The organism is Pseudoalteromonas sp. JC3 (genome assembly GCF_030291895.1).
Classification (GTDB): Bacteria; Pseudomonadota; Gammaproteobacteria; order Enterobacterales; family Alteromonadaceae; genus Pseudoalteromonas.
In genome coordinates this window covers 452113-466301 of record NZ_CP127856.1, presented here as the reverse complement: position 1 = coordinate 466301, position 14189 = coordinate 452113, and the positions used below count along the sequence as shown (strand labels likewise).

At 42.5% G+C, this 14189-nt stretch carries 15 protein-coding genes; 3 read left to right on the top strand and 12 right to left on the bottom strand.

Going from position 1 to position 14189, the window contains the following annotated elements:
• Positions 1-66 precede the first annotated feature (66 nt).
• Complete coding sequence (locus tag QSH61_RS20820; protein ID WP_206471335.1) at positions 67-1845, top strand: M61 family metallopeptidase; 1779 nt, start codon at positions 67-69, stop codon at positions 1843-1845.
• A gap of 91 nt (positions 1846-1936) precedes the next feature.
• On the opposite strand, the gene QSH61_RS20815 is transcribed toward QSH61_RS20820, so the two are convergent.
• From QSH61_RS20815 to hisG, 12 genes are all read right to left on the bottom strand, one after another.
• Positions 1937-2485, bottom strand: a complete 549-nt coding sequence (locus QSH61_RS20815; RefSeq protein ID WP_010605483.1) for a YkvA family protein — start codon at positions 2483-2485, stop codon at positions 1937-1939.
• A gap of 195 nt (positions 2486-2680) precedes the next feature.
• On the bottom strand, positions 2681-3442 hold the full coding sequence (locus QSH61_RS20810) for a glycosyltransferase family 25 protein (protein ID WP_206471334.1): 762 nt from the start codon (positions 3440-3442) through the stop codon (positions 2681-2683).
• A 116-nt stretch (positions 3443-3558) separates the two neighbouring features.
• Positions 3559-4350 carry a dermatopontin-like protein gene (locus tag QSH61_RS20805; RefSeq protein WP_206471333.1) on the bottom strand — a complete coding sequence of 264 codons (792 nt, stop codon included), beginning with the start codon at positions 4348-4350 and terminating at the stop codon, positions 3559-3561.
• Between the two features lie 393 nt (positions 4351-4743).
• Positions 4744-5244 carry a hypothetical protein gene (locus QSH61_RS20800; RefSeq protein WP_206471332.1) on the bottom strand — a complete coding sequence of 167 codons (501 nt, stop codon included), beginning with the start codon at positions 5242-5244 and terminating at the stop codon, positions 4744-4746.
• A 219-nt stretch (positions 5245-5463) separates the two neighbouring features.
• Positions 5464-6075 carry a bifunctional phosphoribosyl-AMP cyclohydrolase/phosphoribosyl-ATP diphosphatase HisIE gene (gene hisIE / locus QSH61_RS20795; protein ID WP_174169182.1) on the bottom strand — a complete coding sequence of 204 codons (612 nt, stop codon included), beginning with the start codon at positions 6073-6075 and terminating at the stop codon, positions 5464-5466.
• A complete protein-coding gene (gene hisF / locus QSH61_RS20790; protein ID WP_102058097.1) occupies positions 6072-6845 on the bottom strand; it encodes an imidazole glycerol phosphate synthase subunit HisF in 774 nt (257 codons plus the stop codon). The genes hisIE and hisF overlap by 4 nt, the downstream gene beginning before the upstream one ends.
• A complete protein-coding gene (locus QSH61_RS20785) occupies positions 6827-7561 on the bottom strand; it encodes a 1-(5-phosphoribosyl)-5-[(5-phosphoribosylamino)methylideneamino] imidazole-4-carboxamide isomerase (RefSeq protein WP_206471331.1) in 735 nt (244 codons plus the stop codon). Before QSH61_RS20785 ends, hisF begins: the two co-directional genes overlap by 19 nt.
• 11 nt (positions 7562-7572) lie before the next feature.
• Positions 7573-8163 carry an imidazole glycerol phosphate synthase subunit HisH gene (gene hisH, locus QSH61_RS20780; RefSeq protein ID WP_174169184.1) on the bottom strand — a complete coding sequence of 197 codons (591 nt, stop codon included), beginning with the start codon at positions 8161-8163 and terminating at the stop codon, positions 7573-7575.
• Positions 8160-9221, bottom strand: a complete 1062-nt coding sequence (hisB, locus tag QSH61_RS20775) for a bifunctional histidinol-phosphatase/imidazoleglycerol-phosphate dehydratase HisB (protein WP_174169185.1) — start codon at positions 9219-9221, stop codon at positions 8160-8162. The genes hisH and hisB overlap by 4 nt, the downstream gene beginning before the upstream one ends.
• A complete protein-coding gene (hisC, locus tag QSH61_RS20770) occupies positions 9218-10285 on the bottom strand; it encodes a histidinol-phosphate transaminase (RefSeq protein WP_206471330.1) in 1068 nt (355 codons plus the stop codon). Before hisC ends, hisB begins: the two co-directional genes overlap by 4 nt.
• Positions 10278-11573, bottom strand: coding sequence for a histidinol dehydrogenase (gene hisD, locus QSH61_RS20765; RefSeq protein WP_206471329.1), 1296 nt, complete (start codon positions 11571-11573; stop codon positions 10278-10280). The genes hisC and hisD overlap by 8 nt, the downstream gene beginning before the upstream one ends.
• A gap of 4 nt (positions 11574-11577) precedes the next feature.
• On the bottom strand, positions 11578-12477 hold the full coding sequence (gene hisG / locus QSH61_RS20760) for an ATP phosphoribosyltransferase (protein WP_206471328.1): 900 nt from the start codon (positions 12475-12477) through the stop codon (positions 11578-11580).
• A gap of 336 nt (positions 12478-12813) precedes the next feature.
• Between hisG and QSH61_RS20755 the strand changes: the two genes are divergently transcribed.
• Positions 12814-13059, top strand: coding sequence for a hypothetical protein (locus tag QSH61_RS20755; protein ID WP_010605471.1), 246 nt, complete (start codon positions 12814-12816; stop codon positions 13057-13059).
• 396 nt (positions 13060-13455) lie between these two features.
• Complete coding sequence (locus QSH61_RS20750) at positions 13456-14007, top strand: inclusion body family protein (protein WP_206471327.1); 552 nt, start codon at positions 13456-13458, stop codon at positions 14005-14007.
• Positions 14008-14189 lie beyond the last annotated feature (182 nt).

Genomic DNA, 14189 nt, shown 5'->3' with positions numbered 1-14189 from the left:
ATTACTTAGCGTGTAAGTCGCTGATTTGGTAAATTGATTTTATCTCGAATTACCGATACAAAAATAATGAAAAAAAGCCTTATTGCCTTAGCATGTGCAGCAACATTTAGTGCTTATGCTGACGTTGACTACCGTATTTCAATTACACAACCGCAGCATCACCTTGCGGAAGTAGAAGTTAAATTTCCAAAATCCTCACAATCAAGCATTGATGTACAACTTCCAGATTGGCGTACAGGTCGCTACGAGATATTGGATTTAGCCAACGGCGTACGCTTTTTTGACGCCAAATCTCAAAGCGGGCAATCACAAAAATGGGAAAAAATTGATAAAAACACATGGCGCGTACACCTTAGCGAGCCTACCGAGCTGACGGTTAACTATCAGGTTTATGCCAATGAGTTAGGTCTTCGAGCCAGACACATAGATGACACCCACGCGTTTATCGATGCATCTGGCTTTTTGATGTTTAGTGAATCTTTCAGATCACAGCCTGTTTCTGTTGAACTCAATGTACCTAAAGGCTGGCGCTCTGTCTCTGGTATGGACTTTGCCGATTCAAAACACAGTTTCAAAGCCGATAACTATGACATATTGTTAGATTCTCCTATTGAAACTGGTTTTAATCAGCTGCATAAATTTGAGGTAGATGGCCGCAAATATGAATTAGTTATTTGGGGCGAGGGCAACTATGACGTTGACCAAATGCTAGCCGATCTTAAAAAACTCGTTCAAACCGGCACGCTCATTTGGCACGATTATCCTTATGACCGTTATGTCTTTATGGTGCATGCAACCAGCGGTGCACGAGGGGCAACAGAGCACTTAAACTCGACGATTATTCAAAGACATAGAGACAGTTTTAAAGAAAGAGATGACTACATTGGTTTTATCTCTACAGCCGCACATGAATTCATCCACACGTGGAATGTCAAAAACTATCGTCCAGCAGGCATGGTTCCTTATGATTACGTCGCACCAAATTACACGGATTTGTTGTGGCTAGCTGAAGGCTCAACCAGCTACTTTGAGGATTATTTGCTGCTAAGTGCAGGGATCACCACCAATGACGAATATCTGAAAATGCTGACTAAGCGTGTTAATCGTCATTTGAAAACTCCTGGTCGTCATGTTCAGTCGGTTGCTGCAACGAGCTTTGATAAATGGATCAATCAAGGTGGCGATCATGGGATAAATTACAGCACCAATATCTATTCAGAAGGTGCGTTGGTGTCCATGGCACTTGATATCGATTTACTCGAGAAGTCAAACGGAAAAATTAGCTACCGTGACGTTCATAAAGCGCTTTACCAACAGCATAAATTGCCAAATAGCTTCACCAGTGAAGATGTTAAAAACATCCTAAAAGCGCTTACCGGTCAAGACTACAATACTTGGTGGAATGAATATGTTGATACACCAGCGAACATAGACTTTGACAAGTTATTCGACAAAGTCGGACTTGTTTATGATTATCCAGAGTCGGCTAAAATGATCGCAGGCTTAGATGGTATGGCAAGACAAAAGGGTGAATTACTGGAGCTGACGCATGTAGCTCGAGATGGAAATGCATGGCAAGCGGGGCTAACAGCAGGCGACCTTATCGTTGCATTTGATAAGCACCATGTTCGTAAAGATTTAAAAGCGAGCTTAGAAAACTTCAAGCCAGGTCAAACAATCACGGTAGATTTTATCCGTCGTGATAAGTTGATGAATACGAAAATCAAGCTTGACCGCGACCATGATAAGCCTAAAAAGATAACATTTACACCTAACCCATCAAGCGAGCAAGCGTTACTTTATAAAGCGTGGATGGGGGTTTCTCACCCAAATGAAATAAAATAATGGCAATCAAAAAGGGCTGATGATTATCAGCCCTTTTATAGTCCACAGCCCTAAGCTAAAAAGCAATTAGCTAAGCTTAGAGCTACTTAACTTACATAATGCGAGAAAAGAAGCGTGAACGGTTTTTAGAACGACTTCTACGCATAGAAGAACGGATCTGAGAGCGTGTGCCCGCAAGCCAGCTTTCACGATCGACCTTAGCATTATCACCACGTCTTGCTTCTTCAGTAGCTCTAAAGCCACAGAATTCACGGTATGCTTTTAAATCTAGCGACAGTTCTTGTAACACAAGTTCAATCATAATCGCATCATCGACATAGCCCAATACTGGGATATGATCTGGAACGATGTCTTCAGGCTCACTGAAGTAAGCAAGAGAAGCCATGATCTCACGCTTTTCATCTTCAGGCATTTGCCATTCTTCGTCTAACACTGCGTCAATTAGCGTTTGTAACGAAATTAGACGAGTGCTTACAAATTCAGGAAGGTTGGATTTTTCCATCGTTGCCACTAAATTACGCGCTTTAGCTATAATTTCGGCATCACTCACATCGCCACTTTTCTCAATAGCAGCTTTCATCATTCCACGGAAGTGTTCAAGATCTGAATCAGAGAGTTCAAAGTTGATTTCTATAGACACGTCTGTGCTCCCTCAACGTTGTTATTATTAATGGTTTAAGCAAAAAGTTAAACTTATTGCAATAATCTTAGATACTAGCACATCTTTTTCAGAAGTCTTCCCATAAATTACACTTTTAACACGAATTTTTCTCTATTCCGTACAAGTATAAAACCCATTGTTCAAAAGGCGTACAGCGGCTTTCGCATCATATAACTAGAAGTGTTGCTGATAGCGTTTGAGAACCAGCCCGCGATAAAACTTGTTTTTTATAAACTTATTTATCTGAAGCAATTGTTTACGCCAAAAATACCGCTTTGCTCCTGTAACACTTGGAGCTCTATCTATGGTACTCGCAAACTTTTCACCATGGCTAACAGGACAAGGGCTCATTACAAAAACACTGAGCTGTTTTTCCCAAAAATGTTGATAATCAATATCAATCGGTCTGCCGAAAGGAGTTGACTTAGATAATATTTTCTTCGCCCCCTCAAAACTTACAAGCTGAGCGACGGTTCCCGCGGGCACTTTATTTTGCATAAATAGCGATAACGATTTATTTAGCGGAAAGCTTGCAATCGGAGTGCGTTTGTTCTTCGGAGATTGGAATAGCTTGATCATATCCCAACCAAATGGCAATGAAGCAATCTGTTGGTCAATATGTGCTAAGTCGTCGTGGAGCTGAAAATCATCTTCAAAAATAAAGGCGTAGGGTAGTTTTAACTCAACAATTTTTTCAAGTGCTTTGATATGACTTAGATAACAACCTATTTCACCCAAGGTTAAAGGGCGAAAATATTGCTTAGCGTTTTTTAACTTACAATAGCTCGTATCTAAAACGTCTGCGCTCAGCTCTGCGCCTTTTACAGCGCTTATCCTTTCAAAGGGTAGTGAGAACTTATCAAACTGGAAAGTAGATTCCTTGAGTCTATCAGTGCAAGAATCTAAATTGATGAGAAAAATATTCGGTTTGGTCACGATAACTCTTAAATCCGCTAACTAATTACATTATGAGTGTGCGACTTTTGTATGACAATGAAATGACCAAATTCTGACATGAGAGTAGGGTATCAACCCTACTCTAAAGGAAGTTATTACCAATCACTCGCAGCTGAGCAGTAACTCACTGCAGTTTGACGGTCTTCCGTTCTGTTATCATGGCGACTTGACATGCCGATGATTGCACCATTACCACCTAATGTCCAAGGTTGGTCGTAGCCTGTGTATTGTGTTGTAATACATGATTCAGCGAATAGTGCAGCGCCTGCGCTAGAGGTTGCCATAGATGCGCAATTAAAGTTAAACAAACGGTCTTCTGTACCATTATCGTGACGACTTGACATTCCGACAAAGAATTGACCATTAGGACAAACAAAGTTAAACGCTTGGTCGTATGAATTTACGTAACCGCTCCACTTTGTCGTTTTACGATAAATGCGACTACCGCTATCCGTTGTAAATTTTGCACAGACTAAGCTAAAACGTCTGTCTTCTTGTTTATCTTGATGGTAGCTTGAAATTGATTTAATAAACATATTACTTGGACAAGTGTAAGTAAATGCTTGGTCAAAATCATTTAAATACCCCGTATTGAGTTCACTATAAACACGTAAGTTACCACCAGCTAGCGTTGAAAAATCACTGGCAATTTCAGTGCTCTCAGTTTTCGCTAATTTAGTCTCAGTAACGTCATAACCTGAAACATCGTTATTAGTTTCTATTAGCGCAATTATCTCATCTAAATTCTTAGCTTGAGAAGCGGGGATCACATATACACTGCCATTTACTGTATACTCGAATGGCTTAGCTTGTTCATTAGCAGAAGCAGGAGTGCTAAGCATAGCAACAGAGAAGGATAGAGCTGAAAGCTTTATTAATGTGTTCATCTTAATTCCTTTAAAAATAGTAGTTAATTTAGCGCCAACAACAAAAATAGCACCTGAATTAAACGCTACCTTTTCTTAATAAACAAGCTTTTTTATTAACACAAAAAACCAAAGAAATGCACAATCAGCATCAATTAAATACAGACTGTTGCAGATCCCAACTCCGCTCAAAATACATACAGCTTATTTTTTCTAAATTTGTATCGCGTTACACCACAATTACTATTCACTATTTTTATATAAAAGACGCCACGCGAAGCGACATTAGAATCGAGTAAAGCAACAATGAAAAATTTATTAACGCTTAAACAGACAAAGTCAAGGGGATTGCAAACGAGGAATCCTAGGGTGGGATAGGGCAGAAGAAGCACAACACTTCTCCGTATTTTGTATTTATTTTTCAGTCACATTAAACGAAACTATCCATGGCGAGACTTTATCGAGGCCTTTGCCCAGTTCAATTGCAATTTTGCTAGTAGAGCTCGGCGAAGTAATGTCCGTACGCATTAGCTGGCCACTCTTTTGGCTATCACCAGCCCAAGAGTGATCTAAACATTGCCTTACTACACTCTGTGCATAGTTATGGATTTTTACTGCGTTTTCGTACTCTTTGAACTGCTCAGAACAGGTATATTTTGATTTTCCACTAGCGCTTTCTATAATTTGGCATTTATTGCCAACTAAATGTGCCTTAGCCTGCCAAGAGTTAATTAACTTTGCGCCGACTTCAGCACCTTTAAGCGCTGAAAACCCTGTGGATGATGCACTTAGAAGCGTATTAAGTTTCTCGCAATTAGACATATCATCGAGCTTTTCTTGTTGCTCTGGGGTTAATGTTGAACATCCGGCGGCTGTCAATCCTGCCAGCATTAGACTAAGTAATCTTGTTTTCATAAACCGTTCCATACTGTTCGTAGTAGCACCATTAAAGTTAGACTAATATTTTGCCACTACATAGTTGTAAGACTATGAGAAGTTTACCTTATTTATATGAACAGGAGTTGATCTAATTACAGGTTTATCCCAATTTTACTAAGCTGGCTTGTTTCGGCACGATGTCTGGAACAAGCCAACGAAGGGATAGACGAAATGATTACTTACCCAAAGCGCAAATTACTTATGCCTATCTTTTAGCGTACTGACCACCTCACTGAGTGTAAGGCCTTGCCGCTGTAATAAAACAATAAGATGATACAGTAAGTCTGCGGACTCATTGAGCAACTCTTCGTTGTCGTTTTTCATCGCTGCTAGCGCCACTTCAACCCCTTCTTCTCCGACTTTTTGACAACTACGGCTTAAGTCTTTAGCAAATAAAGAGGCGGTATAGCTGCTTTCAGGTGATGCATTTTTCCTCTGGGCAATCACTCGCTCAAGCTTTCCTAAAAATGCTAGCTCTGGCATGGTTTCCGCAAAGCAGCTTTCGGTTCCAAGGTGGCAAGTTGGACCTTGTGGCTTTGCGTAAATCAGCAGGCTGTCTTTATCACAATCGGTATGCACTTCCACCAAGGTCAATACATTGTTTGAGGTTTCACCTTTGGTCCAAAGGCGCGATTTTGAACGCGAATAAAAAGTAACGAGTTGCTTTTCTAATGTCACTTCAAGGGCTTCTCTGTTCATAAAGCCTTGCATCAATACTACCCCGGTTAACACATCTTGTACGATAGCGGGAATGAGTGCTGATTTATCAAAATCTACTTTTGCTATGTTTTGTTTATTAATAATCATTGTCGTGCCGCCACATCATTATTTATTAAGAACTGTTTGAGCTTTGGAATGTCAATCACACCTTTATGGAACACACTTGCAGCCAAAGCACCATCGACATTAGTTTGTTTAAATACATCAACAAAGTCTTGCATACTACCCGCGCCGCCAGAAGCGATAAGTGGCACTTTACACAGCGCCCTAATCGCGCTGAGCTGCGCTATATCATAGCCATTACGCACGCCATCTTGATTCATACAATTAAGTACAATCTCTCCAGCGCCAAGGTCTTGAACTCGTTTGACCCATTCGTGCGTTTTGTATCGAGTACGACTTGCCGCATTCGGATCGCCAGTTAACTGGTATACTAAATATTCCTGAGTTTGCTTATCATAGAAGCTGTCTACGCCGACAACCACACATTGCTTACCAAATTCGTCATGTAACTCTTTAATGAGTTCAGGCCTTGCAATGGCAGGGCTGTTAATCGAGATCTTATCTGCGCCTTGCTCAAGCACTCGTGCCGCATCAGCCACTGATTTAATCCCACCAGCTACACAAAATGGTATATCGATATGTCTGGCAATTTCAGCTACCCAATTCACATCGAGTAAACGCTTTTCTACGCTGGCACTGATCTCATAAAACACCAGTTCATCAGCACCTGCCTCACTATAACGCTGGGCGAGGTCAAGAATATCACCGACGACTTCATGGCCTTGGAATTTAACACCTTTGACCACCTGACCGTCTTTTACGTCTAAACAAGGAATTATGCGTTTTGATAACATGCTAAAGCCTCCTCAACGCTAAATACACCTTCAAGTAGCGACTTGCCAAGTATCACTCCACCTACTTGTTGCTTTGCAAGCCGTGCAATATCGTCAAGAGAGCTCACGCCCCCTGATGCTTGTACTTTAATTGCACTGTTATGCTTAGTGATGTCTTCGTATAATGCAAACGATGGACCTGTCATCGTGCCATCCTTACTGATATCCGTACATAAGAAATCACTCACACCTTGCTCAACATAAAAATCTAACAGCTCGAATAGATCGCTTTTCGCATCATTTAGCCAGCCGTGAGTGGCAGGAGACCAGCCGCTTTCGGTTTTGTTCACATCAAGTGCAATCACGAATTTGTCGGCGCCACATGCTTTAATCCACGCAGCAACTTCTTGCTGTTTATCTACCGCCATTGAGCCAATCACCACTTGGGCAGCTCCGGCATCTAACCATTGCTTTACGTCGTCTATACTGCGAATACCTCCTCCTACCTGAAAGGGAACAGATAAAGCCTTAGTCGCCGCTTGGATAGTGCGCCACTGCTTTTTGCTCGGGTCACGAGCCCCTTCTAAATCCACCAAATGTAGCTTGGCTGCGCCTGCATTTTGGTATTCAAGTAAACGCTCAGCTAAATTAAATGGGTAAAACTGTGCGGTTTCGTACTTGCCTTGATACAAACGAACAATATTGTTCTCTAATACATCTAAAGCGGGAATAATCATTGTTCGTCCTTTTATAGCTGCCAATTAATAAAGTTTTGTAAAAGCTGCGCACCAACCTTGCCGCTGCGCTCAGGGTGAAATTGCATGCCGGCATAATTGTCGTTTGCGACAATCGCAGAGAACGCTTGACCGTACTCACCCGAAACCAATGTCGATTGATTGATGGTATGCGCAAAACTGTGTACAAAGTACACTTGGTCTTGTTCACTGAGCCCTGAAGTGAGCGCATGGGGCTTCACCACACGGAGATTATTCCAGCCCATATGCGGTGCAGTTAACTCGTTAGTCTCTAATAACTCAACCTTACCCGGAATACGACCTAAGCACGGAATATCCCCTTCTTCAGTCGACTCACAAAGCAGCTGCATCCCTAAACAAATCCCCATCAAAGGCCGTTGATAGTCAGCGACTGCGTCTGCCCAGCCTTGCTCATTTAACCGCTTCATTGCCACATTTGCGTGGCCTACACCGGGTAAAATGGCTCGTTCAAAGCGGGCTAGCTTCTCCGGTGCAGTGATCACTTCAGGCGTAACACCAAAGCGCTCAAATGCAAAACGCACTGAGTTAATATTGGCACAACCGGTATTAATAATTGCAATCATAAACACCCCTTAGAACTTGCCATTTGCTGTGACGCGTCTGTTGCAATAGCCATACGAATAGCACGAGAAAATGCTTTGAATAAACCCTCAACTTGGTGGTGGGCATTACCTTCGCTTACGCTCAAAATTAAACTCACTGCCGCATTATCCGCGAAGGATTTAAAGAAATGCTCAACCATTTGTACATCCAAGTCGCCCACTTTATCTCTTGTAAAGTCAGCGTTAAGTACAAAAGACGCGCGTCCAGATAAATCCAATTGACATTCTGCTTTACATTCGTCCATAGGCAGCGCAAAGCCATAACGTGCGATTTGTGATTTTGTGCCAAGCGCGGTCTTAAAAGCCTGACCAAGGGCAATACCGATGTCTTCTACGAGGTGGTGCTCGTCTATATGTAAGTCACCTTTCGCCTGAATATTCAGGCCAAGGTTAGCGTGAGTTCTGATCTGATCTAGCATGTGGTCGAAAAAACCAAGCCCTGTTGAAATCTCTCCATTTGCTTGTTGATCCAGATTTATCGCTACCGAAATCTGCGTTTCTTTGGTATTTCTGGCAATTTGTGCACTTCGGTTTAAGGTGGTTAACTGCGTCACAATAGCAGGCCAGTTATCTTTGTAGAGAATACCTTCAATGCAAAGGTTTTCTGCAAGCTGAATATCGGTTTGCCTATCGCCAATAACAAATGATTTGCTAAGGTTCACTTTACCTGAACGCATTAATTCAGTGAGTAATCCTGTTTTAGGTTTGCGACATTGGCAGTTGTCTTCGTCAAAGTGAGGACAGATCAGTACTTCTTCAAAACGGATCCCTTGGCTTGTTAAGATTTGCATCATTTTATCTTGAGGCGCATCAAAATCAGCTTTAGGGAAGCTATCTGTACCGAGACCATCTTGGTTAGATACCATCACTAGCTTATAACCAAACGACTGCAGTTGTAATAACGCTGGGATCACATTGGGTAATAGTGCCAATTTCTCTAGGCTATCCACTTGCTTATCGGTTATTGGCTCTTCGATAATAGTGCCATCGCGGTCGATGAATAAATAGGGGGCGCTCATGATACTTCCTCAGTCACTTGGCATTGTTTCAGCCAGTTTTCTACTTGTTTTAATTCCTGCTCGTTGCCGATAGAGATCCGCAACCAGTTGTCCTCGCCAAACAGCACAAATGGCCGCATGATTAACCCCTGGCGCATCGCTTGCTCCACAAGCTGTTTGTCGGTTAGCTGTAAAGTAACAAAGTTGCCTTCGCCGCATAACATTGCGCTTACGAACTCGCTGTCTTGTAGCCATTGTATAAGCTTCTTTTTTGCTAGGTTCAAAATAGAGACTTGCCGGCGCATCTGCGTTATCGCATCTGACGTTAACGCTGTTGCTGCTATTTGTGCCACGACTGTAGAAACAGGGTAGGGCGCAATCACTTTTCTCACCGGTGCCAATAGTGCTTCACTCGCTAACATAAAGCCAACGCGAAGTCCTGCCAGTGCAAACGCTTTAGATAACGTACGCAGCACAACAACGTTTGAGAATTCTTTGATAAGCTCGACACAGGTTTGTTCTTCACAAAACTCAATATAAGCTTCATCAACGACCACGATTGCACGGCCTTTAAGCTTATCAGCAAGTGCAGCGACTTTGCTGGCAGGTTGTATTGCGCCAGTTGGGTTATTTGGATTACACACAAATACCAATTTAGCGTCACCAATTGCACTGATGAGTGAACCCACATCGTCATTAGCAAGCTGCGCTTGGCTTAATTCATTAATAGCGATGTTGTGGGTGTCTGCCGTTACTTTGTACATACCATAGGTAGGGGTAAAGATTGCAATGCTATCTTTGGCCGGTTCACAATATGTGCGTACTAATAACTCAATGCCTTCATCGGCACCACGCGTCATCAGTACATTTGTTTGCTCGACCTTAGCGTAGCCTGCATAGGCATCAATTACCGCTTGTGGCTGCGGATCGGGGTAACGGTTTAAGTTATCAAAGCGCATTTCAAGCACACGCGCGTATGGACTTTCATTGGCATTGAGCCACGTGGTGCCTGTTAGCTTTGCACTTTTCGCAGAACTGTAGGCCTTAAGCTTTTCAATGTTATTTGGTAACGCAATATTAGTCATTATTATTCTCCAACCTCACTTTAACGGCGTTCGCATGTGCATCTAGGCCCTCAGCTTGTGCCAAAGGTAAAATGGCAGAGCGCAAACCACGAAGGCCTTCTTTTGTGATGGTTTGTACTGTGTAAGCCTTATAGAAATCCATCAGATTTAAACTTGAGTAGGTTTTTGAATAACCATAGGTTGGCAATACATGGTTGGTGCCAGACGCATAATCACCCGCTGATTCTGGCGTATAGTCACCAACAAACACTGAGCCTGCGTTTTTTACTAGCGGCAGGAAACGCTCTGCATCTCTTATCTGTAAGATAAGGTGTTCTGGCCCATACTCTGCTGAGATCTCAAATGCTTGCTCTATGCTCTCAACTAAAATCAGCGTGCTGTTTTTAAGCGCAGCTCTGGCAATATCAGCGCGACTAAGTTTGCTTAGTTGACGCTCGATTGCAGCTTCAGTTTCTTCGATTAGTTGACTGTCAGACGCCAATAATATGACTTGCGAGTCTTCACCATGCTCCGCTTGAGAAAGTAGATCGGCGGCGATAAATTCTGGATTAGCGCCCTTATCTGCAATCACTAACACCTCAGAAGGGCCAGCCGGCATATCAATCGCAAGTCCCGGCACTGACTGAGAAAGCAGCTGTTTTGCCATTGTGACAAAGCTATTGCCTGGACCAAAAATTTTGTTCACTTGTGGTACGCTGTTAGTACCTAGCGCCATGGCAGCAATTGCACCTGCACCACCACATTCAATCACATCGGTAACGCCACACAGTTTAGCCGCATACAAAATCGCAGGATGTATTTGGCTATCGCCTTTAACCGGCGTTGCCAACACGATTGTTTTTGCACCACTTAGCTGCGCACACACGCCTTGCATCAATACAGAAGAAGGCAGTGGCGCGCTACCACCTGGCACATATAAACCCACGGCTTCTATCGCTTGATATCTGAGCTCGCAGGTCACGCCTGGCTGAGTCTCAATTTTCTTGCTTTGTGGTAACTGCAACTGGTGAAACTTCTTAATGTTGCTATACGCTTGGTCAATAGCACTTTTAAGTTCAGGTGTTAACGCAAATTCGCTTTCAATAAGCTCTGATCCCGTTACCCGTATTCTTGGATTAATACGTGTGTCGAACTGCTCGGCATAACCAAGTAATGCGTTGTCGCCGTTGCGAGCGACGTTATCAATTATCTTTTCAACTGCTGCTTTTACCTTATCGCCCACTTTGACCGCAGGACGGCTCAAGCATTCGCTGCGTTGCTCGCTGGTGGCTTGCTGCCAATCAAACATGCTGTTACTCCATCATCTTTTCAATTGGCATGACGAGAATCGAGTTAGCACCAAGCGCTTTTAACTCTTCCATTGTCTCCCAAAATAGGGTTTCAGAGCTAACCATGTGAAGTGCAACATATTCATCGCTGCCAGCAAGTGCAAGTAAAGTTGGTTGGCCAGTGCCAGGAAGTAATGCACATACTTCATCTAACTTATTCTTTGGTGCATGCATCATGATGTACTTGCTTTCTTTTGCTTGTTTTACCCCTTTAAGGCGTGGCATTAGCTTATCGATCAGCGCAAGCTTACTTTGGTCAGTCAATGCTGCATTTTGAATGAGGCAAGCATTAGATTCTAAGATGGTATCGCCTTGCATAAGGCCATTAGCCTCAAGCGTTGCACCGGTTGATACTAAGTCACAAATGGCGTCAGCAAGGCCTGCTCGAGGTGCTACCTCTACCGAGCCTGTTAACATGACTACGCTGGCATCGATGTTCTCACGTTTTAGATATTGCTTTAAAATCTCAGGGTAGGTGGTTGCGATGCGTTTGCCGTTAAACCACGCCCTTTCTTGTTGACCTAGCTCTTGTGGCCACGCCAGCGCTAGGCGGCAAAAACCAAAGTCCAGTTTTGAAAGCTTTGTGACTTCAGCAAACTGCTCGTTGCGAACACGCTCAGCTTGCGCTTCTTCTAACACGTTTTCGCCTACAATGCCCAAATCACAAACGCCGTCCATTACAAGGCCAGGAATATCGTCATCACGTACTCTAAGTACATCAATAGGCATGTTAGTAGAGTGGGCGATTAAACGCTGTTCACGTAGATTTAGTTTTACACCAAGTTGTTTGAGTAGGGCTTGGCAATCCTTTGAAAGACGGCCTGATTTTTGGATTGCGATTCTTAAACGGTTGCTGTTGCTCATTATTTATTTCCTAATTCTTTAAACGAAAAACCCCGAGGCGGAACCTCGGGGCGAAATAAACTTTGACTATACTTTTTGCTTCGCCGGAGGTTCCTTTAAGGAATAACCCACCAGCGAAATACCTGACAGGTTATCCCGTATGATGATGGTGATGATGAATTGCTGTCAGTGTTATTAGCATGATGTTACCTTTGTAATATATCTGCTGTTCAAAAAGTTCATTTATAGATAAACATAATTTTGTTCTACTTGGCAATCATTTTTTAACGCAAATTAAAGAATAGCTTATAACAGCCGATAATAAGTAAGACCAACAGTAGGTTAGAGGGGGAACAGATGGATGCATTTAAACCTTTTTTAGGCCCAATCGTACGGCTAGATGTTACTCATAAGTCTGCATTTCATGTAGCTGGTGTACAGCACTATAAGATTGAAAAAGTTAAGAAAGATCTAAAAACCGAGATCGAACTTAAACGCCAAGCTGCTGAGCATGAAAAAATTAAAGAAAGCGAGGATGAAGAGGATGAGGAGGAAAAATCTCACGAAGAGCATAAGGGTGAGAATCTAGATACATGGGCGTGATCTAAAATTGCTTTATTGCATCAGCTAGAACAAAACTCGCTTCATCTCGATGCCATTCGATTTGCAAAAATAGGTAAAGATATTTTTGCCTTCACAATGCCGAAATCTTAGAAAAACGTGTTGAACACTCACCCAAAAAAGTTAGTAACCGCTACCACCATATAGCTTTTAATTATAAGATTTTGTTTATAAAGGTGTAATGACGTGTAATTCAAATTTTGCGTTTTCACGCCTATGTTTATAAACGAAATGGTGGCTAGGATAAAAATTCTAGGCCGTAAATCCATTTTAAGTTAAGTGAAAGAAAGTGATTCGATGATATGGTGAATGTGCAGGATGCCACAAGAGAGGGATCACTAATTTCTTGTAAATTTCATCCGATAGGAGAGGAATGTCATGTCAACATTAGAAGCATCTTCAGAAAGCATTAATGTGCTCATTGTTATTGATACAGAGTACGTGAAAGCGCATTACCCCCACCCAAGCCAAGACCAAAATAGTCCCACACCTATAGATCACAACAGTGAGTTTATGATTGCTTCAGATCCCAGAGGCATTGTTAGTGGCCAAGGTACTGCGGTACTAAACTTTAGAGCAAACGCTGGGGACAATGTTTCCTTTAGCGGCACGTCGATTTACGGCAACGCTGATGATGCCGTGATTATCTACGGGATCAAACAATTTGGTGGTACTCAAGTTTTTAATACGTTTGTGACTAACAGCGTAAATCGCACTGAAGCAGCAGTTCCAAATGTTAATTCCGGCAACAATAATGGTTTACCAGCGGCGCATGTAAGCACAAACTTTATGACGCTGGATTCTAAGGTGCGAAACTCAGGCACTGAAAACTTTCAAGTTCAGTTTGCGTTATATACGCTTAGTTCAGATGGTCAAAGCCAGTCGCTTTTAGGATATTATCAATGGGATCCAACCATCACTGTTAGCTGAGCAAAGTAACTGTTGACCAAAATAGACTTATTTTGTACATATTTAAGCCGTGTAGCTAACTAGCACGGCTTTTCCCTCAATCTTTATGCTCAACGAATTTCACTAGGGCCAGTAGCCACCACGTCAAGCCAAAGCAAATTTAACCTGACCGTTCACCATTTTACACTGGAGAAATAACATGC